At 30.9% G+C, this 20960-nt stretch carries 22 protein-coding genes and 1 pseudogene; 12 read left to right on the top strand and 11 right to left on the bottom strand.

Features of this window, described 5'->3' with window-relative positions; genetic code table 11:
- Nucleotides 1–96 precede the first annotated feature (96 nt).
- Together B4L98_RS01050 and B4L98_RS01045 are read left to right on the top strand one after the other, a co-directional pair.
- Nucleotides 97–621, top strand: coding sequence for an NADPH-dependent FMN reductase (locus tag B4L98_RS01050; protein WP_115001941.1), 525 nt, complete (start codon nucleotides 97–99; stop codon nucleotides 619–621).
- Nucleotides 622–891: 270 nt separating this feature from the next.
- A complete protein-coding gene (locus B4L98_RS01045) occupies nucleotides 892–1395 on the top strand; it encodes a hypothetical protein (RefSeq protein WP_038331001.1) in 504 nt (167 codons plus the stop codon).
- 15 nt (nucleotides 1396–1410) lie between these two features.
- Here the strand turns inward: B4L98_RS01045 and B4L98_RS01040 are convergent, their stop codons facing one another.
- On the bottom strand, nucleotides 1411–1779 hold the full coding sequence (locus B4L98_RS01040; RefSeq protein ID WP_038331000.1) for a MerR family transcriptional regulator: 369 nt from the start codon (nucleotides 1777–1779) through the stop codon (nucleotides 1411–1413).
- A 9-nt stretch (nucleotides 1780–1788) separates the two neighbouring features.
- Entirely contained in the window at nucleotides 1789–2739 is a 951-nt protein-coding gene (locus B4L98_RS01035) for a M23 family metallopeptidase (RefSeq protein ID WP_038330999.1), read from the bottom strand.
- 99 nt (nucleotides 2740–2838) lie between these two features.
- Between B4L98_RS01035 and alaS the strand changes: the two genes are divergently transcribed.
- The 3 genes and pseudogenes from alaS to B4L98_RS01020 all read left to right on the top strand — a co-directional run bounded on the left by alaS (nucleotide 2839) and on the right by B4L98_RS01020 (nucleotide 6938).
- Nucleotides 2839–5448, top strand: a complete 2610-nt coding sequence (gene alaS / locus B4L98_RS01030) for an alanine--tRNA ligase (RefSeq protein ID WP_291077330.1) — start codon at nucleotides 2839–2841, stop codon at nucleotides 5446–5448.
- 102 nt (nucleotides 5449–5550) lie between these two features.
- Nucleotides 5551–6462 (top strand): annotated as a pseudogene (locus B4L98_RS01025) (DMT family transporter).
- A 56-nt stretch (nucleotides 6463–6518) separates the two neighbouring features.
- On the top strand, nucleotides 6519–6938 hold the full coding sequence (locus B4L98_RS01020; protein ID WP_180905777.1) for a DUF805 domain-containing protein: 420 nt from the start codon (nucleotides 6519–6521) through the stop codon (nucleotides 6936–6938).
- Between the two features lie 15 nt (nucleotides 6939–6953).
- Here B4L98_RS01020 and B4L98_RS01015 read toward each other — a convergent pair whose 3' ends face one another.
- The gene (locus B4L98_RS01015) at nucleotides 6954–7481 is read right to left on the bottom strand and encodes a hypothetical protein (RefSeq protein WP_221856200.1); all 528 of its coding nucleotides are present in this window, start codon (nucleotides 7479–7481) and stop codon (nucleotides 6954–6956) included.
- Between the two features lie 174 nt (nucleotides 7482–7655).
- On the opposite strand from B4L98_RS01015, the gene B4L98_RS01010 reads away from it, so the two are divergent.
- Nucleotides 7656–8072, top strand: a complete 417-nt coding sequence (locus B4L98_RS01010; protein ID WP_038330990.1) for a nucleoside-diphosphate kinase — start codon at nucleotides 7656–7658, stop codon at nucleotides 8070–8072.
- Between the two features lie 100 nt (nucleotides 8073–8172).
- A complete protein-coding gene (locus B4L98_RS01005; RefSeq protein WP_180905775.1) occupies nucleotides 8173–8631 on the top strand; it encodes a copper resistance protein NlpE N-terminal domain-containing protein in 459 nt (152 codons plus the stop codon).
- A gap of 99 nt (nucleotides 8632–8730) precedes the next feature.
- Here B4L98_RS01005 and B4L98_RS01000 read toward each other — a convergent pair whose 3' ends face one another.
- From B4L98_RS01000 to B4L98_RS00975, 6 genes are all read right to left on the bottom strand, one after another.
- Nucleotides 8731–9471, bottom strand: coding sequence for an acyl-[acyl-carrier-protein] thioesterase (locus tag B4L98_RS01000; protein WP_280035367.1), 741 nt, complete (start codon nucleotides 9469–9471; stop codon nucleotides 8731–8733).
- A 30-nt stretch (nucleotides 9472–9501) separates the two neighbouring features.
- On the bottom strand, nucleotides 9502–9999 hold the full coding sequence (ribH, locus tag B4L98_RS00995; protein WP_125349547.1) for a 6,7-dimethyl-8-ribityllumazine synthase: 498 nt from the start codon (nucleotides 9997–9999) through the stop codon (nucleotides 9502–9504).
- A 114-nt stretch (nucleotides 10000–10113) separates the two neighbouring features.
- Nucleotides 10114–10821, bottom strand: a complete 708-nt coding sequence (locus B4L98_RS00990) for a tetratricopeptide repeat protein (protein ID WP_125349548.1) — start codon at nucleotides 10819–10821, stop codon at nucleotides 10114–10116.
- A gap of 74 nt (nucleotides 10822–10895) precedes the next feature.
- Nucleotides 10896–11495, bottom strand: a complete 600-nt coding sequence (locus B4L98_RS00985; RefSeq protein ID WP_280049384.1) for a porin family protein — start codon at nucleotides 11493–11495, stop codon at nucleotides 10896–10898.
- 24 nt (nucleotides 11496–11519) lie between these two features.
- A complete protein-coding gene (locus tag B4L98_RS00980) occupies nucleotides 11520–12287 on the bottom strand; it encodes an ABC transporter ATP-binding protein (protein WP_114998788.1) in 768 nt (255 codons plus the stop codon).
- Nucleotides 12287–13033, bottom strand: coding sequence for an MlaE family ABC transporter permease (locus tag B4L98_RS00975; RefSeq protein WP_291077326.1), 747 nt, complete (start codon nucleotides 13031–13033; stop codon nucleotides 12287–12289). Before B4L98_RS00975 ends, B4L98_RS00980 begins: the two co-directional genes overlap by 1 nt.
- 53 nt (nucleotides 13034–13086) lie before the next feature.
- Here B4L98_RS00975 and B4L98_RS00970 point away from each other — a divergent pair, with 53 nt between their 5' ends.
- Together B4L98_RS00970 and B4L98_RS00965 are read left to right on the top strand one after the other, a co-directional pair.
- Nucleotides 13087–13677, top strand: coding sequence for a SprT-like domain-containing protein (locus B4L98_RS00970; RefSeq protein ID WP_180905771.1), 591 nt, complete (start codon nucleotides 13087–13089; stop codon nucleotides 13675–13677).
- A 9-nt stretch (nucleotides 13678–13686) separates the two neighbouring features.
- On the top strand, nucleotides 13687–14781 hold the full coding sequence (locus tag B4L98_RS00965; RefSeq protein ID WP_291077325.1) for a mannose-1-phosphate guanylyltransferase: 1095 nt from the start codon (nucleotides 13687–13689) through the stop codon (nucleotides 14779–14781).
- Between the two features lie 59 nt (nucleotides 14782–14840).
- Here B4L98_RS00965 and B4L98_RS00960 read toward each other — a convergent pair whose 3' ends face one another.
- On the bottom strand, nucleotides 14841–15815 hold the full coding sequence (locus B4L98_RS00960; protein WP_280035376.1) for a hypothetical protein: 975 nt from the start codon (nucleotides 15813–15815) through the stop codon (nucleotides 14841–14843).
- 119 nt (nucleotides 15816–15934) lie between these two features.
- Nucleotides 15935–16369 (bottom strand): hypothetical protein, encoded by a 435-nt coding sequence (locus B4L98_RS00955; RefSeq protein ID WP_038336372.1) that lies wholly within the window; start codon nucleotides 16367–16369, stop codon nucleotides 15935–15937.
- Between the two features lie 132 nt (nucleotides 16370–16501).
- Here B4L98_RS00955 and B4L98_RS00950 point away from each other — a divergent pair, with 132 nt between their 5' ends.
- From B4L98_RS00950 to B4L98_RS00940, 3 genes are read left to right on the top strand one after another with little or no spacing between them, the layout of a single operon-like run.
- Nucleotides 16502–17356 carry a glycerophosphodiester phosphodiesterase family protein gene (locus B4L98_RS00950; protein ID WP_260509597.1) on the top strand — a complete coding sequence of 285 codons (855 nt, stop codon included), beginning with the start codon at nucleotides 16502–16504 and terminating at the stop codon, nucleotides 17354–17356.
- On the top strand, nucleotides 17357–18955 hold the full coding sequence (gene bshC, locus B4L98_RS00945) for a bacillithiol biosynthesis cysteine-adding enzyme BshC (RefSeq protein WP_114998742.1): 1599 nt from the start codon (nucleotides 17357–17359) through the stop codon (nucleotides 18953–18955). It begins immediately after the preceding gene.
- Nucleotides 18956–18997: 42 nt separating this feature from the next.
- A complete protein-coding gene (locus tag B4L98_RS00940) occupies nucleotides 18998–20845 on the top strand; it encodes a LysM peptidoglycan-binding domain-containing protein (protein ID WP_114998740.1) in 1848 nt (615 codons plus the stop codon).
- Nucleotides 20846–20960: the final 115 nt, after the last annotated feature.

Here is a 20960-nt window from a genome sequence, read left to right as displayed (position 1 = left end):
TTCGTTTGAATCTGTAAATTTACGAAATCTTAGCAGAAGATTTTCTTAAGATAAGTTAAGAATAATTATCTATTTTAGATGTTCAAATCAACGAAAATGAAAAATATTTTCATCATTAATGGAAGCACAAGCGAAAATTCATCTAATCAAAAAATCATAGAAAATTTTATTTCTTCTACATCTCAATATTTCAAATGTACTGTTTTTGATGAATTAAAAACTCTTCCTCATTTTGATCCAGAACGTTCTATCGAAAATACGCCGCAAGAAATACTTGGTTTTAGAACTGAAATAGAAAAAGCTGATGGAATAATTATTTGTACGCCCGAATATATTTTTAGTATTCCGAGTGGATTAAAAAATGTATTAGAATGGTGCGTTTCTACAACCATTTTTGATGGAAAACCTTTAGGAATTATCACTGCGTCTGCAAATGGAGAAAAAGGACATGAAGAATTGCAATTGATAATGAAAACGTTGATGACAAACTTCAATAATGAAACAACTTTACTCATTCAAGGTGTTAAAGGAAAAGTAAATTCGGAAGGAAAAATTATTGATAAAGTAACTTTACAACAATTGGAAGAGTTCATCGTAGCTTATAACCAACTATTAACCTAAAATATGTTTTACGTTTATACTATTGCAATACCACTTTTGATTATTTTGACTTTTTATTTCGTTGAACGAAAAATATTCAAAATAAATAACCTTCTCATTTTAGTTTTTTTATTCTGGCTTTACTTGATTAGCTTATTTTTTTTACAATATTTTAAAATTTTAAATGATTTTTGGAGTTTATACTCCATTTTACTCTTCTTACTTCCAATCACTATTATTGTATTAATTATAAAAATTGTAATGATTATTCTAAATAATTTTAAAAAATAAATGAAACAAAAACTAATCTATATACTTTATTGGTCAGCAATATTTACGGTTTCAATATCAATGTTTGTGTATGGAATTGTAAAACCTACTCAATTCACAAATATGGATAACAGCATTAATAATCATCTTTCTGAAGGTCATCGATTGATGTGGAATTTTTATAGTTTTACCAAAGGGTATCCAATAATCATCGGAATTTTTGAAGTGATTGGTGCAATCACATTACTTTTTAGAAGGACAAGAATTTTTGCATGCTTGTTATTAACTACAATTTTAATCAATATTATTCTACAAGATTATTTCTATGAAATTGTTGCGCTAAATTCTTCTATTTTTTATCAAGTTTTAGTCTTTGTTATCTTAATTATTGACAAAGAAAGAGTGATTGAAATTTTTTCGAAACTATTTGAATTAAAAACTAAACTAAAACCAAACTGGATTCTAATCATTATAAGTTTTATACTTGCAATTGGCTTTAAATTTATTGAAACAAAAGTTTTATAACCAAAAAAGATGAACTTAATTCAGTTCATCTTTTTCTAAAATTTCTTCCGACTCAAAACTCATTTTAAGTTTGATGAGTTCATCTTTTATATTTTCTAATCGCTTCACAACATCTATTTCATCTGTTGTTGTCGCAATTCCTTTTTTACCAATCGCTTGTTTTGCACCTTCTAACGTATAGCCTTTTATTTTTACCAAATAATAGATATTCTTGAAACAATCAATATCATTTTTGGTAAATAATCGATTTCCTTTTTTGTTCTTTTTGGGTTGAATAATTTCAAATTCTTTCTCCCAAAATCGAATCAACGATGCATTTACATCAAAGGCTTTGGCGACTTCGCCAATCGAGTAATATAGTTTATCAGGCAGGTCTACGTTCATTATCAGCGTTTAATCCAAAGATAATGACAATTTTTTAGAGTTTTGATAAATTTTAATGAAATCGTCTGGATCTACATCATTGTAGAAATACATAATTGGATCTACAGGTTCTCCATTCTTGTGAATTTCGTAATGCAAATGCGCTCCTGTCGACAATCCAGTCGTCCCAACATAACCAATTACATCGCCTCTTTTCACTTTTTGTCCACTACGAACTTTCGCACGAGACATGTGAGCATACAAACTTTCGTAACCATTTCCGTGTTTCAAGACCACCATATTTCCGTAACCCGAATTAAATTCAGAAACTTTTACAGAACCATCTCCAGTTGCATAAATTGGTGTTCCTGTAGAAGCTGCAAAATCTAAACCTTTGTGCATTTTATTCACTTTCAAAATTGGGTGAAAACGAGATCCATAACCAGAAGCTAATCTACTTACATATTTATCTGCAACAGGTTTTAGTACTGGCATTGATGATAAATTGGCATCTTTAACACCAGCCGAACGAAATACTTCGTCCAACGATTTTGATTCAATTTCAATTTTATCAATCAATTTTTCGATATCTTCTGCTGTATAATTATCAATTTCTTTGTTTACAGAATCGATATTTTCATTGACACGCATATCATAAATTGTACGATAAATATTGCGATCTTTTTCTTCGATTTCTGTCAAAGCTTCTTCAACTTCTTTGAATTTTTTATGTAATTGCTGATTTTCATTTTCCATTCTTTCCAACTCAGCTAATAATTTGCTTTTGTCGTCTTTGAATTTCCCTGCTCTCGATGCGTATTCAGAATCATTAAAATGATAACCAATCATTCCAGCAGATATTGTCGATAGACATAAAAATAGTAATACGTATAATGCTGTTTTAGGAGTTTTTTGGACTCTTTTCTTCGCCCAACTCATTAAAAATTTCACAGAATTATACTTATAGTTTTTATTTTCCATTACTTAACCAACCTTTTATTATCTTTGTAAAACGTTTGCAAAGTAACGAATATTGTACGAGTAAACTTGTTAATCAAATGATAAAAATAATTTAATTAAATGAAATCCAAAGATATAAGAAAAGAATTTCTGCATTTTTTTGAGACAAAAGGCCACTTAATAGTAGACTCTGCGCCGATTGTTTTGAAAGACGATCCGACATTAATGTTCAATAATTCGGGGATGGCACAATTCAAAGAATATTTTTTAGGAAACGGAACTCCAAAAAGTAATCGTATCGCGGATACACAAAAATGTCTTCGTGTTTCTGGTAAACATAATGATTTGGATGATGTAGGAAAAGATACTTACCACCACACGATGTTCGAAATGTTAGGAAACTGGTCTTTTGGTGATTATTTCAAAAAAGAAGCAATCGCTTGGGCGTGGGAATTACTAACAGAAAAATACGGAATCTCTAAAGATCAAATTTATGTAACAGTTTTTGAAGGTGATAAAGGTGACGGAACATCATTAGATGAAGAAGCATTAGAACTTTGGAAACAACATATTGCTGAAGACAGAATTCTTTACGGAAATAAAAAAGATAATTTCTGGGAAATGGGTGATATCGGACCATGTGGACCATGTTCTGAAATTCATGTTGATATTCGTCCAGAAGCTGATCGTTTAGCTGTTGATGGTAAAACATTGGTTAATATGGATCACCCACAAGTTATCGAAATTTGGAACTTGGTATTTATGCAATACCAACGTAAAGCTGATGGTTCTTTAGAATCTTTACCAGCGCGACACATCGATACAGGAATGGGATTTGAGCGTTTAGCAATGGTTTTACAAGGAAAATCATCAAATTATGATACAGATGTTTTTCAACCAACAATTCAAAAATTAGAAGAAATTTCTGGTGTAAAATATGGCGCAGCAGAAAAAACAGATATCGCGATTCGTGTTGTAGTTGACCATTTACGTGCAGTTTCTTTTGCAATTGCAGACGGACAATTACCATCAAACACAGGAGCTGGATATGTAATTCGTCGTATTTTACGTCGTGCTATTTCTTACGGATATCGTTTCTTAGGTCTTAAAGAGCCTTTTATCTATAAATTATATCCAATCTTGAAAGCTGAAATGGGCGATTTCTTCCCAGAATTAGTAAAACAAGAAACAATTGTAACTGGCGTTATTCGCGAAGAAGAAGCATCTTTCTTACGTACAATTGAACAAGGATTAAATCGATTAAATCAAATCATTGAGCAATTAGGAGATTCTAAAGTTGTTCCTGGTGATGTGGTTTTCGAATTATATGACACATTTGGTTTCCCCGCAGATTTATCTCGTATTGTAGCAGAAGATCACGGTTTCACAATTGACGAAGCTGGTTTTGAAGCTGAAATGGCGAAACAAAAAGAACGTTCGAAAAAAGCAACTGCTTTAGTAACGGATGACTGGGTTATTTTAGATGATAAAGGAAAGGAAACCTCTATCGCTTATGATAACACAGAAGCTGAAGTAAAAATTACACGTTACAGAAAAGTAAAAAATAAAAAAGGAGAATTTTTCCAATTGGTATTCAACCAAACGCCATTCTATGCAGAATCTGGAGGACAAATTGGTGATACAGGATCAATTTCTACTTTGAATGAAACAATTGAAGTTGTTGACACGAAAAAAGAAAATAACTTAGTAATTCATTTCGTTGAAACTTTACCAGAAAATGTAAACGCTACATTCAATGCGAAAGTTGACACAGAAAAACGTAATGAGACAACTAAAAATCACTCTGCAACACACTTAATGCACGAAGCTTTACGCGAAGTTTTAGGAACGCACGTAGAACAAAAAGGTTCGTATGTTGGAGACGATTATTTACGTTTTGACTTTTCTCATTTCTCTAAAATGACAGATGAAGAATTGGCTATTGTTGAGCAAAAAGTAAACGATAAAATTGCAGAAGCTTTACCATTAATCGAAAAAAGAGATTGTGATATCAACGAAGCTATTGCTGATGGAGCTATGGCTCTATTTGGTGAAAAATATGGTGATAAAGTTCGTGTCATTCGTTTCGGATCTTCAATCGAATTATGTGGTGGTACGCACGTAAAAAACACAGCAGATATTCGTTTGTTCAGAATTTTATCTGAATCTTCTACTGCTGCTGGTATTCGTCGTATCGAAGCAATTACATCAAACAAAGCAATCGAAGCATACAAAGATGCTGAGAAAAATTACAATGATGTTTTAGCTGCACTTAAAACGAAAAATGATGCGGTAAAAGCTGTTCAACATTTATTAGATGAAAATGCAGAATTGAAAAAACAATTAGAATCTTTTGTTGCGCAACAAGCTGCTGCTGAAAAAGCAACTTGGAAAGCTGCAATTAAAGAGATTAATGGTGTTAATTTCTTAGCGGTTAAAACAAATTTAGATACAAATGCTGCAAAACAAAATGCAATTGATTTGACAAAAGAAATCGAAAATGCATTTATCGTAGTAGGTACTAATGATGCTGTAAAACCATCTATCACAATTTCTATTACAAAAAATCTTGTGGAAGAAAAAGGTTATAACGCAGGACAAATTGTAAAAGAAATTGCAAAACACATCAACGGTGGCGGAGGTGGACAACCTTTCTTAGCTACAGCAGGTGGTAAAGAGGTTTCTGGATTAGATGCTGCACTAAAACAAGCAGAAGATTTTGTTAAATAACAAATCTCTATTATAATACTCTAAAAGCGACTTGGTTTATCAAGTCGCTTTTTTTATTTTTATAATTCTATTTTAGAATTAACACTTTTAACTTTTTTAATCTTGAAAGACATCAAATTATTGATTGCCGTAAGCATAGTTGCAATTGTTTGGGGAACAACTTTTCTCGGAATTCGTGTAGCCGTAGAAACCATTCCAGGTTGGTTTGTAGCTGGAATTCGTCAATTTTTAGCAGGACTAATTATGCTAATTATTTTACTTTCGAAAAAAGAATTAAAATGGATTGGCTGGAAAAATTTGTCTTATCAACTTATATTTTCAAGTTTGATGTTAATCGCTGCAAATGGATTAACTACTGTTGCCGAAGAAAATTTATCGAGTAGTTTAGCTGCATTAATCAGCGCAACCTCTCCTATTTTAGTCTTTTCAGGAAGTATTTTTATTGGTTTACAAAAATTTAGTTACCGCGGATTATTAGGTGTTTTACTTTGTTTTTGCGGCGTAATATTTATTTTTTGGTAGGGAAATCAAGAATTAGCAAATCTAGCATATAGAACTGGAATTATTTTACTTTTTTGTGCAATTACAGGTTGGGCAACAGGAACTATTTTCATTAAAAAAATGAATATTCAATCCAAAAATATTTCTCTCAATCTTTTTTACCAATTTATATTTGCTGGAATTGTTTAAATTATTTTTGCTTTCGCTTTTACAAAAAATTATAATTTCGAAAATTGGAGTACAAAAAGTATTTCTGCCATGCTTTATTTAGCTGTTTTTGGTTCTGTGATTACGTTTTTTTCATTTCATTATGCGTTGACCAAAATTTCTCCAATACAAGTTTCTATTCTTTCTTATTTCAATACGATTATTGCAATAATTTTGGGTTGGTTAATATTAGACGAACAAATTTCATCAAAGTTTATCGTCGCTACTATTCTAATTATTCTTGGTGTTTTTATTATTAATTATAAGCCAGAAATGTTCAAAACTAAACGTTTAAAAGCAGATTAAGAGTTGCGTAATAAAATTTATTTTAATATTTTTAACATAATTTAACAACTTAATCTATGATTGAAATATACAAACGAGTAATGTTTGACAATTACGCCAATTTCTCGGGAAGAGCCCGCAGAAGCGAATTTTGGTATACAACTTTAATTAATACTATATTTTTTATAATATCTTTCATTTGTTTATTTAAATTTATAAATATATCAGACATAGTTTCATATACTATTGGAGGAATAATAGTTTTATTTTTTTTTATAACTCTTATACCAAGATTAGCTTTAATAAGTAGAAGATTGCATGACACAGGAAAAAGTGGATGGTTCTATTTATTAACTTTTATACCTGGAGGAAATCTTATTTTATTAATATTTTTTATTATGGATAGTCAACCAGGTTCTAATCAATGGGGACCAAACCCAAAAGAAACTGATGATTCTATCAACGAAATAGGAAACGATTTAATCGAAAGATATTAAAATTAAAAAGCGAGATTAATTCTCGCTTTTTAATTGGATCAATTTTATCCATTGTTTTAGATTATATCGTCTAAAAATTCCGAAATAACGTTGATTAAAAGAGTTCACCCAAATCGAATTGTCTTCACAGTAAATCACAACTGTTTCGATATAATCTCTTCTTCGGTAATTGTATTTGTAAAAAATATTTCGTTCCGAATATTCAAAAAGAAACAAACCTTCTTCGTCCAATGATTGCGTAAAATTATGTTGACGCTGTGCTAATTCTTTGATTAAATTAATATTCTCACTCAACGATTTTGATGTTTTAATTTCTACAAAAAATCTGTCTTTAATTGTCGTTATTATTCGGATTCCAAAAATTAAAATCATTGAAATAAAAACAATATTCATTTCACTTGATGCATAAATAAAGAATAAAACAAGTGCAAACATCAGCCCAAAATCTAAATAATTCCAAATTTCGAAAGGTAGAAAATATTTATCACCAACCTTTTTGAGTTTTGTTTTATGATGAAATGTGGAAAGATCATTTGTATTCATAAGTTTTAGATTTCTCTTAAAAATAAGAAATATTATCGAATTGAAACAATCTTAAATGAATAACAATTAACTATTTTTATTAAAATAAGAAATTTTAATTATAAAACAAAAACATTCGAATCATTTTTGTAATTTTGCACCTCAAAAAATAAGTAATAAATACAATTCAATAAAATGGCAAACATTACATTTACAATGATTAAGCCTGATGCAGTTGCAAAAGGACACATCGGAGATATTTTAAAAGACATTACTGACGCTGGTTTCAAAATTAAAGCGGCTAAAATGACTCAATTAGCAAAACAAGATGCTGAAGCATTTTACGCTATCCACGCAGAGCGTCCTTTCTTCAAGGATTTAGTAGAATTCATGACTTCTGGACCAATCGTTGCTGCAGTTTTAGAAAAAGACAACGCAGTTGCTGATTTCCGTACTTTAATCGGTGCTACTAACCCAGCTGAGGCTGCAGAAGGTACAATCCGTGCTAAATATGCTGAATCTATCGATGCTAACGCTGTTCACGGTTCTGATTCTGACGAAAATGCTGCTATTGAAGCTGCTTTCCACTTTGCTGCGAAAGAAATTTTCTAATCGAATAAGATTACAAAACATTATACAAATCCTTCTGAAAATATTCGGAAGGATTTTTTTTGGCTCAAAATTTACTTACCTTTAAATCAAATTCTAAAAAATGAAAAAAATAATTTTAGCCACATTTACAATCGCAGCTTTTGTTGTGTCAAGTTGTAAAAGCGAAACAGAACCTGTAAAAAATGATGTAGAAAATGTAGAAGATTCAGTAAAAGTTGAAGCAAAAACTGCCGAAGAATCTATTCAATACGAAGGAGCTTACAAAGGAATTTTGCCTTGTTATGAGAAAGATTGCAAAGAGGTTGAAATGGAAATAAAATTATTACCAAACAAAGGATATGTCTATTCTACAAAACGTTTGGGGTTAGATAAAATGGCTATTATGACAACTGGAACTTTTCAGTTTAAAGAAGATGGAAATACAATTGTTTTTCCTGAAATTGCCAATGTTCCGAATGCTTTTTTGGTTGAAGAAGGAAAAATTACTCAGTTAAATAAAAATCAGAAGAAAATAGAGTCGGCCGATTCTGCTAAATTTGTTTTGACAAAAGAAAAATAGATAAAAAAGGTTTCGATATGAAACCTTTTTTTATTGTAATAATTTTAGATTTTTCATTGCGCTAATGCTACATTCAGAATGACATTTCTTCAAATAACTTTACCTCAACTCCAATCGACAAACGAAGTTTACTTTTTCTTGATTAACAATTTTAAACTGAATTAAATGTTCAGTTTCTAATTTCTGAATTTCTATTTTGTCATGTAAACTTAATTCTTTCAAGAAATTCATATCAATCGCTTTGATACGATGTTTTAATATGATTTCAGGATCAATAGTATTCAAGCACCAATCCAAATATTTGGTATTATTTGCGTGTTTTACGATATCTAAATCAGAAAACTGAACTTTATATTGAATAACTTCTGTTGGTTCAAAATCGATGTTTAAAATCGAATTCTCGACTTCCGTTGGTTTCAGATCAGGAAAACGTTCAATGTGAGATGAATCAATTTGAAGAATATCAGGACGACGTTTTTCTGTATTGAAAACCGCCCACAAACTTGAAGCTCCAATTAATTTTTTTCCATTTTTCTCGATTGTAAAATCACGAATAGATTTTGCACCTTTCAAAACTTCAATCCATGTTTTCACGTCAACAAAATCTGTCCAAGAAGGTAATTCATCAATCTCAATTCGAAGTCGATTCATTACCCAAGATTGATTAAATTCTTGTAAATCAAAGAAACCTAAACCTCCTTTTATCGCGTGTTCTGAAGCAGTTAATTGAAAAAGATTTGCCATTTCAGACAATTTCATCTTACCTGTCGGATCACATTGAGAAAAGTAAATCTCCCAATTTTTCGTATAAATTGATTTAAAATCTTCTGCTATTGGCATCGATAAAGTTTTGAATCTATCATTCTAAAATTATTTTCCTAATTTCTTTTTCATATCCGCCATCATAACCGCAGCTACACCAGCTTCAACTCCTTTATTTCCATGTTTTCCACCAGAACGATCAATTGATTGCTGTTCATTTTCGTCTGTTAAAACACAAAAAATAATTGGCATATTGTGTTTGATATTCAAATCTTTTACACCTTGCGTCACACCTTGACAAACATAATCAAAATGCGCTGTTGCTCCACGAATCACACATCCAACAACGATAATTCCGTCCAAATCTGGATGAGTTTGCGCAACTTTATCAGCTCCATAAATCAACTCAAAACTACCAGGAACTTCATATAAAGTAACATCATCAGGATTTGCGCCCAAATCAATCAATGTATCTTTTGCTCCATCTCGCAAATTAAATGTGATATGATTATTCCATTCAGATGTAATGATTGCAAACTTAGAGCCCGCTACATTTGGTAATTCTGCTTTATTATATTGAGATAAATTTTTATTTTCTGTTGCCATTTTGTTTAAAATTTGAATGGTAAAATTACAAAAATGATTTAGGATAAACTTTGATTTGAATCAATAAAAAAAGCCGAACAATTTGTTCGGCTTGTAATTATCTTTTGAAGTGAATTATTTCGCAGTTTCAGAAGCGTATTTTAAACGCTCAATAAACTTCGCAGTTTCACCATTATTTGCATTTGGATATTTATCCTCTAAAGCTTGAAAATATTTTAAAGCATCAGCATTTTTACCTAATTCCATCGCAATTTCACCCGCTTTTGTATAGTAAGTCGATTGTAATGTTTCAACTTCTGTCGCTTCAGCAGCTTTTACATAGTAAGGTAAACCTTCTTCTAATTTGTTAGAAGCAACTAATGCATTTCCTAACATACCATATTTTTGCGCCAACATTACATTGTCATCTGTGTCAAAATCTTCTAATAATTTTACCGCAGATGCGTAATCTCCTAATTTATAATAAGAACTTGCCGCTTTGAAACGTGCTAAATTACCAGCATCAGTATTTCCATATTCATCAACAATTTGTTGTAAACCTTGGAAACTTCCTGCGCTACCATTAAGAGCAACGTTAATAGAATCTTGATCAAAAAGACGTTCTGCTTGAACCATTTCTTTGAAAGCGTCTTCTGATTTAGGTTCTACGACTAATTTTAAGTAAGCAAAATAACCTAAAACAGCTACAATAATTACTCCTAAACCAATACCAATTGCTTTAGCATATTTTTCAACAAAAAACTCTACGTTGAAAGCTGTTCTATCTAATTTTTCTACGAATTGCTCTGTAGCGAATTCTTCTTTTTTATTATTTTTTGCCATTTTAATAATTTACGAGGTTGCAAAAATACAATTTGGAACAAATATATCCAATAAATTTATTTACAAACAACCTTTTAGAATAAATATGCTACTGATAAGTTTAACATTTGCGGACGATTTTCTGTTCTATATTGTCCATTTGATCCGTTCAAAATGTCAGATCCAACTTTTCCTAAACCGAATTCGTAACGTAAATCGAATAATAATTTAGAAACTTCTACACCTGCACCAATTTGCATTCCGACATTAAATTCGTCTTGTTTTGCAGTTGTAAAATCTTTTACAGATAATTTATCATCAAAATAGTAAGAGAAAACTGGACCAGCTTGAATATGTCCGATTCCTAAAAATCTTTTTCCAACATTTACAGGAATATCCATACGTTTTTTAGTTACATTCAGTTTTTGTCCATCAACATCATATTCATTTTTGAATTGCGTATACAATAACTCTGGTTGTATGTAAATTCCTGCTAAAGAGACACGAGCTAAAGCACCAGCTTGAAACCCTGCAGAAGCTTTCCCATCTTTCTTGGAAATATTTCCAGCATCTTCCCAAACTTTTCCTTTATCTGTATTGAAAACAGCTCCTCCTTTGATACCAAAATTGATATTTTGTGCTGTTGCAAAATTTGCAGCTAAACCTACAATTGCAGTTAAAATTAATTTTTTCATAGAATTTTTATTTTTATTGATTTATTATTGTTCTTTTAATAAGGCTTCTCTTAGTTTCTTGAAAAGATTTGACGAATATACAAAATCAATAACATTTGGATTATCAGCCACCAAAATCTCCTCTTTTGTCCCTTCCCATTCCAAGAAACCATTTTTTAAGAAAACAATATGATCTCCAATTTCCATTACCGAGTTCATATCGTGTGTATTTACAACGGTTGTTGTGTTGTATTCTTTTGTGATATCATAAATTAATTGGTCGATAACTAACGCCGTTTTCGGGTCAAGACCAGAGTTTGGTTCATCAGCAAATAAATATTTTGGATTATTTACAATCGCGCGCGCAATCGCCACACGTTTTTGCATTCCTCCAGATATTTCTGACGGATATTTTTTAAGCGCTGTACGAGCTATTTCTACACGATCTAACACTTCACGCGCACGTTTTTCGGCATCAGCATTTGACATATCCGAAAACATTTGCAATGGAAATTTTACATTTTCTACAATATTCATCGTATCATACAAAGCCGAACCTTGAAAAACTACTCCAATTTCTGAACGTAAACGTTGTTTTTCTTTGTAATCAAACTCGATCATATTATCTCCTTCGTACAAAATTTGACCTGAAGTTGGTGTTAATAATCCAATCAAATTTTTCAAGAAAACTGTTTTTCCAGAACCACTTTGACCAATAATCAAACTAACTTTTCCTTTCTCGAAAGTGACAGAAAAACCTTTCAGAACTTCTACTGCATCAAATGATTTTCTGATATCTTTTACTTCAATCATTAGCTCAAAATTGTTTGTGTTAATATTAAGTTGATCACAATAATTGCTACTGATGTCCATACAACAGCTGTTGTTGCAGAACGACCAACTTCTAACGAACCTCCTTTTACTTTATAACCATAGTATGCCGGAATTGTTGCGATAACAAACGCGAATACCATTGTTTTAAGGAATGTATAGACAAACAATTTTGTTGCCATATTCATTTGTAAACCTGTAATAAAATCGGCTGCCGACCATAGTTTTGTAAAAACTCCAATATAATAACCGCCTAATAATCCAAATCCGATAGAAATCATAACCAATAAAGGATTGAAAAATACACAGGCGATAATTTTTGGTAAAATCAAGAAGTTTGCAGAATTGACTCCCATAACATCTAACGCATCAATTTGTTCGGTAACACGCATGGTTCCGATACTCGAAGCGATATACGAACCTACTTTACCAACTAAAATTAGCGACATAATGGTTGGAGCAAACTCTAATACCAAAACCACTTTGGTTGCATAACCAATGTAGGCATCTGGAACAGGAATAGAAGCTCCCTGAAAGTTTTGCGCCATTTGTATTGCTACAACTGCACCCATAAATGTTGAGATAAAGGTTACAATCCCTAAAGAGTTGACACCTAAATCATATATTTCTCTAACGGTCAATTTCCAGAAAACGCTCAATTTTTGAGGTTTGCTAAATACTTTACCCATAAGCATAAAGTATGACCCTAAATTTTCGATTAGTTTCATTACGACAAAATTAATATTTTTATTGGAAAGGCTTTTTATTTATCTTGCACAATGTGAATTTAGAACATTTAACTTCTTATCTCCCTCATAATGCAGACTTGTATGTAAAAAAGTGGTTAGAAAATCATTTTATAACGTTAAAAATTACAAGAAGACGTGAAACTAAGTTGGGAGATTATCGCAAATTGGTCGAAAATAATCGTCATCAAATTACAGTGAATGGCGACTTAAATCAGTATGCTTTCTTTTTTGTTTTTACACATGAAGTGGCGCATCTCAAAACTTTTGTTCAGTTTGATTCGCGTAAAATAAATCCGCATGGAAAAGAATGGAAAACCATTTTTGGGCATTTATTATTAGAATCTCTTCACATTTATCCCGAAGAATTGCAACCGTATATTCTTCATCATGCCAAACATCCGAAAGCGAGTTTAGGAGCAGATATTAATATCTCAAAATATATTATAGATGATAAAAATCCTGCTCAAATTTATCTTGAAGATTTGGAGGATGGTACAATATTTTCGATAGGAAAAAGAATCTTTAAAAAAGAATCTAAAAGAAAATTAAGGTATCTTTGTTTAGAGTTGAAAACCAAGAAAAAATATTTGATAAACGCAACTGCAACTGTAAATAAACTTTAAAAGACAATCATGAATAATAAAGATAACTACGCTGTTATCCTTGCCAGTGGTACAGGAGTGAGATTATGGCCTTTGAGTACAATTAAAAAACCAAAACAATTTCATGATTTATTAGGAATAGGAAAAACTTTTATTCAATTAACGTATAATCGCCTTAAAAAAGTCGTTCCGCAAGAAAATATTTTCATTGTAACTATTCAAGATTATAAAGAGATTGTAAAAGAACAATTACCAGATTTTGAGGATAAAAATTTTATCATCGAACCAAGAGTCATGAATACCGCAGCTTGTAATTTATTGGCCGCAATGACAATCCAACAATTTAATCCAAATGCAAAATTGATTATTTCTCCTTCAGATCATTTTATTTTTGATGAAGATGAATTTGTAGAAAAAGTAAATCTTGCTTTCGAGGATGCTGACAACGATCGATTGATTACTTTGGGAGTAGCTCCAACGCGTCCAGATGTTAATTACAGTTATATTCAGTTCATCGAAAATACAACACCTATAAAAAAAGTAAAATCTTATATCGATAAACCTGATTTAGAATTTGCTGAATCTTTTATAACGAGTGGTGAATTTATTTGGAATACAGGAATCCTTGTTTGGTCTGTAGATAGTATTGTAAAAGCTTTTCAACAACATTTACCTTCGATGAAAGAAACTTTAAAAAAATATTTTGATCTTGATCGTTCTTTACAAAATACAGAAACTTTAAAACCTATTTACACAACGTTAGACGTAACTTCTATCAACAAAGGAATTTTAGAACAAGCGGATAATGTTTATGTCATTCCAACAACTTTTGGCTGGAGTGATATTGGAACTTGGTCTGCAATCAACGAAAAGTATAAATATACAGGTGAAGATCAGGACGAAAATCACAATACATTATTATGTAAACATTTTTCTGGTTACAACGCCAAAAATAATTTTATTTATTCTACGCAAGATAAAGCTATTATTATTGATGGATTAGACAGTTATGTGGTTATTAATTCGGAGAAAGGATTACTCATTTGTCCTCGAAGCAATGTACAGTTTATAAAAACTTATGTGAGCGATTTAAAATTACAGAAAAACGGAGAAAAATATTGTTAATAAAAAAAACTCTTCAAGAATCTTGAAGAGTTTTTTTTATGTATTTATAATTTTAATCTTTATCGAAGTGTAATCACATTTTGACCAACTTTGTATCCATTTTGGTAAATATCAATTTTATATTCACCTTTTGGAAAATCATAATCAACCCAGTCAAAATTAACTCTTGAACCAGACATATTATTGTAATTAACTTTTACACGATCAGAATATTCTACAGAAGATCCAGAACGTAAAGTTGTTTCACCAGCATCAGCCCCTTTAAATTTTCCTATCTCGCCGCTTGGTTTATAAATAGATACATACAATTCTTTGGTTTCTGAAGTCGCATTCAAGTTTTTATCCAAATCAAAGGATACTCTAACCTTATCAATTCTTCTTGCTCGCGTTGTTTCCACTTCTTTTCCGCTTGATTTTACTCGCAAACCTTTAATCGTATAATTTGAAATCGATAAAGTAGAATTTGTTTCTTTGATTAAATTCTGATGATTTTCTTTTTCAGTACTCAAATTTGATTCAACAGTTTTTTTCTGCTCATTCAAATGAGAATTTTCCGAAGTTAACTCTGTATTCTTGTTTGTCAGCTTTTTATTTTCGTCTTTCAAGCGAACAATTTCTTCTTTATAAACTTTAATATCTGCTTGTAAAGAGGTTATCAAACGTTTAGCACGTTGCAATTCTCCACTTGTAATTCCTTCTTTATTTAAGATTGATTGAATCTCTTTTTGTTTCTCCAAAATCAATCGATCTTGATAACTTAAAGAAGAATCTTTTTTTACAACACGAGTTTTAGCATCATCAAAATCTGATCTAATTATACGTAATTCTTGTTTCAGAATTTCTCTAGATCGTTCCAAATCATTGATATCACTTTGCATTTCTATCGAAGATTTTGCATTTGCTTCTTTAGAATATACAATATACCCAATAGCTAATAACAAGGATACTGCTAAAACAGCAATAATAATATTCTTTACGAATTCATTTTTATGTTTAGGGTTTGTAGAGGGCTCGAGATCTTTGTATTCAGTCATTTTAATTATTTCGAGGAAAAATTATTGAATCAAAAATTAAACCAATTTTATAATAATCAATAACTAATGTTAAATTTAACATTTATAAATTGTAATAAAACTTGATAAATAAAGACTTTTTAATCGTTTGTCTCTTTTTTAATATCTTCAGAAGCTTCGTCTAATTTATTTTCGGCTTTTGTTTTTAACTCATCAGCTTTTTCTTCCAATTCTGTTTTTTCTTCTTTAAAAGTTTCTTTCAAATCCGAAACTTTCTCTTTCACAAAAGCACTTGTTTCTTTCATTTGCTTTTCCGCAATATCTTTTACTTCGTTATAATCTTGCTTCGATCTTTCTTTAAAATCTCTAGCGGCTTCTTTCGATTGTTCTTTCAGATCACCAGAAGCATCTTTTATATTATTGATTGTTTTACGCGCAAAATCCGATGCATCATCTGCAATCAATGTTCCTGCTTTTTTCACAGTTGCCGAAACATCGTCAAATTTATCTCCCGCAACATCAATCGCGGTTTCCGTTTTTCCTAAAATTCTTTTCAAAAAAGTTCTAAGTCCCATAATAATTTATTTTGTTGATTATTTTCAGTTTAAATTTACAGCTTCATTCGTAATTTTAGAATGAATTAATTTAATTTTTTATTTAAAAATATGAATTTCAGCTATTTTAAACGATATTATTTCAGAATTTTAATGTTCAGTTTACTGACTATTTTTAGTTGTAATCCGAAGAAAAATCAATCCAAAACACATCAAAATACTTCATCCGAAGAAATATCCTTCAAATATTCGACCAAAAACAAAAATTTTGTCAGCGCGCATCGTGGAGGAAGTGGAATACATGGTTTTCCCGAAAATTGTGTCGAAACTTTTGAACATCTTTATCAAAAAGGAATACAAATTTTTGAGATTGATGTTGCCGAAACAAAGGATAATCAACTTATTTTAATGCACGATAATTCGTTGCAACGAACAAGCACAGGGCGACAAGATGTCAATCAAGTTGACTTAAAAACCATTAAGGAATACTTTTTGGTAGATGATTTTGGACAACAAACGTCATACAAAATTCCGACTTTTGCAGAAGCGCTAAATTGGGGGAAAAGTAAACCGATTTATTTTATGGTTGACATCAAAAAAGGTGTTGATTATCGTGATATTGTGAAGACAATAGAACATGTAAACATGCAAAAACAGGTTGTTTTGGTGACGTATACAGTTGGTCAAGCGAAAAAGTTGCATCAACTTGCGCCAGATATGCTATTGTCTGTTTCGATGCGAAACGAACGCGAATTTAATGAAATGATGAACAGCGGAATTCCGACTGACAAAATGGTTGCCTTTACAGGAACTCGACGCAATGACAAATCATTTTTAAACAAAATTCATGACAAGGATATTTTGGTCATTTTTGGGACGTTAGGAAACTTAGACAAAAGTGTTTCGGCGAGAAATGGACAACTTTACCGCGATTTAGAAAAAGATGGTGTCGACATTTTTGCAACAGACAGAGCAATGGATGTACATCAAACGATTAATAAAAATTAAATGGAAACAATATCACTTAAGGATTCAAATTATTTTTCAAAATTGATGCTAAATTATATCAATCAAGACGAGGATTTGAAAAACTTCTACAACCTATTTCCAACCAAAGAAAACTATATAAAACAAGCGAAAAATAAGCTTGGACATTATAAAAATAGAGCAATTCTTGTTGAACAAATTTCGAAACAATTAGGTCATTTAGATTTATCGGAAAAGCAACAAAATAATCTACAAAAATTAAGAGAAAAGAATACAGTAACAATTACGACTGGACATCAATTAAATTTATTTACAGGTCCAATTTTCTTTTTTTATAAAATTTTGCAAGTTATCAAAGCATGCGAAGAATTGAATAATGAACAAAGTGAAATCAATTTTGTTCCGATGTTTTGGATGGCGACAGAAGATCACGATTTCGAAGAAATTAATCATTTCAAATTTGGAGATCGAATTATTCATTGGGAAAAAGAATTTGGTGGACCAGTTGGTCGTTTATCAACAAACGGTTTACAAAAAGTTTTTGATTCATTTTTGTCATTAATTCCAAATGGAAAAAAGAAAACTGAATTGCAAAATTTGATTGAAGCATCTTATTTATCGAATGATAATTTGACAGACGCAACACGAAAATTGGTTCATTTATTATTCAAAGATCTTGGATTGTTGATGATTGATGGAGATGATAAAGAATTGAAAAAATTGATGATTCCAACTTTTGAAGAAGAATTAATTCAGTCAATATCGTTCAAAAAAGTAATACCTCAAAATGAGAAATTAGAACAATTGGGGTATTCTATTCAAGTGAATCCTCGTGAGATAAATTTGTTTTATATCAATCAAAATAATTCGCGCGAACGTATTGTTGAACAAAATGGAACGTATTTTGTCAATAACACTTCAATCAAATTTTCGAAAGAAGAAATTATTGCCGATTTACATCAAAATCCAGATAAATTTAGCCCAAATGTGATTTTGAGACCATTGTACCAAGAAACAATTTTACCAAATGTTGCCTATGTTGGCGGCGGTGGCGAAATGGCTTATTGGTTACAACTGAAAGAAATGTTCAATCAATTTGAAGTTGATTTTCCACTTTTAGTTTTGAGAAATTCATTGTTAATCCGAACTGAAAAACAATACGAAAAACAACAAAAATTAGATCTATCAAACGAAGATTTATTTTCGAATAGTTTAGCAATCACAAAAAAACGTTCGATAAATTCATCAGAAATTGCTCCAAAACTTCCTGAATTGGAAGAAGAATTAAAAAGCATTTTTGAACGTTTGGAACATTTGAGTTCGTTAACAGAATCTTCTTTTGCCGATATGATACAAGCGCAGCGTACAAAACAATTGAAAGGTTTTGAGAAAATAAAACAACGTTTGGTGCATGCAGAAGTGAAAAAAAATGAAGATTTATTGAAGAGAATCGAGCAATTATTAAATGATCTTTCTCAACAAAATGGTTTGCAAGAACGTGTGAAAAATTTTGCTGATTTTGATTACATTAATATTCAGTATTTCATTGATTTTATTGAAGATAGTCTTCGACCTTTTGAATTTGAGTTCATCATAAATACATTGAAAGAGGAACTCTAAACAAAACATAATTTGTATATTTGACCACGAAAATTCATCTAAATGAAAAAAATATTAGCTTTATTGTTATTTGTTGGTGCATCAGCACTTTATGCTCAACAAAAAACGCATACAGTTCAAGCAAAAGAAACCGTTTACGGAATTTCGAAGCAATATGGTGTTTCGCAAGAAGAATTGTATAAAGCCAATCCTAAAATTGAAAAAAATGGGATTCATCCAGGTGATTTGATTGTGATTCCAGGTAAAGGAACTACGACAACCAAACCAACTGAAACCAATACACAAACGACTACGTCAAACGTAAAAATTTCGGACGATAATTATCAATATATTACAATTGAGCCGAAAGAAACGGTTTACAATTTGACAAAAAAATATAAAATTTCGGAAGAAACATTGAACTCATTAAACCCTCAAATCAAAGAAAGAGGTTTAGAAATTGGTGACGTAATCAAGCTTCCAAAAGATGTGACAAATAAAGTTTTTTCTGTTCCAAAAGGAACGCATTTAATCAAAAAAGGAGAAACTTTATACACTTTAGCAAAACAGTATAATGTAAGTGTTGACGATTTATATGCAGAAAATCCAGCTTTACAAACAGGTGTAAAAGAAGGAATGGTGATAACGATTCCTAAAAAATCTGGTTCTGTTGTAATCGAAGAAAACACGATCAACTATGTTGTTCAGAATGGAGATTCGGCTTACGGAATTTTAGAAAAATACAACACGAATTTAGATGAGTTATTGCGTTTAAATCCTGATTTAATCAATGGTTTAAAAGCTGGAATGACACTTAAAATTCCATTGCAAAAAAATGCTAAAATCATCAAATACGGAACTGCAGGAAAGTTGAAACGTGCTAATGACAATGAAATTAATGTTGCTATTATGCTACCTTTTGATGTTGCAAATAATCCGCAATTAAAAAATTCGCAAGCAATGCAATTTTTTACTGGAGCTAAATTAGCGTTGACTCATTTGGCGAAAAAAGGTAAAAATGTAAATGTGAAAGTGATCGATACGAAAAACGGAAACTTGCAAGATATTTTATCAACAACAGATTTTAGTAAAACGGATGCTGTTATCGGCCCGTTGAACACGTCTGATATTACAGAAGTTGCCAACTTCTTCAGTAATTCTGGTATCGCTGTGATTTCGCCTTATGCAAATGACGATTCGTTAAATTCTTTCAATGATTTATTGATTTCTAATCCAAAAGATGAAGTAATTGCAGATCAAATCATCGAAGAAATTGGGAAAAACTTTGCTGGAGAACAAGTTTATTTATTAACAAATCGTGACGATCAAGAGTTAGCAAGTTATACGAAAAAACAATTAGAAAAACAGTTGAAAGCAAATGTTGTCATTGTAGATAGTGTTGCAAAAATTGTTCAACCACACGATAAAGTTAACGGTGAAGATTATTATACGCCAATTATTACGGTTTTAGTTGGTGATGATGATAATTTGGGAAAACAATATTTAGAAAAATTAAAAACATTTAACAAAGACAATATCAAAGCTTACGGAATAAAATCGGTTTCGGTTTATGATGTTTATAACGCAGATAATGCAAAAAATATCGATGCATTCCGCGAATTTGGTTTTGTGTTTAGTACTGCGCGTTTAATCAATACAAGAGATACGGAAGTGCAAAGTGTGATCAAAGATTTCAAAGAAGTTTATTGTGAATTTCCGACGCGTTACGAGCAATTAGGTTACGATGTAACGTATGATATTGTGGACAGAATGAATAATAAAGGTGATGTTACCAACAATATTACGACAGAAAACACACGTTTGGCGTCAAAATTTGCTTACAAAAAAATAAGCGGAAGTAAAGCTTATACGAACGATGCGAGCCGAATTGTACGTTTACCTAAAAAATAATTTTATCAAAAATTATATACCAAAAAGCGATGCTAAATTTTAGTATCGCTTTTTTCTTTTTATCAACATTTAGAATTAAAACCTTGAATTGAACGGATTTTTTCTAAATTTGACT

Source organism: Empedobacter sp. UBA5528 (genome assembly GCF_002426075.1).
GTDB classification, from domain to species: domain Bacteria; phylum Bacteroidota; class Bacteroidia; order Flavobacteriales; family Weeksellaceae; genus Empedobacter; species Empedobacter falsenii_B.
This window is presented reverse-complemented; position numbering and strand designations above follow the sequence as displayed.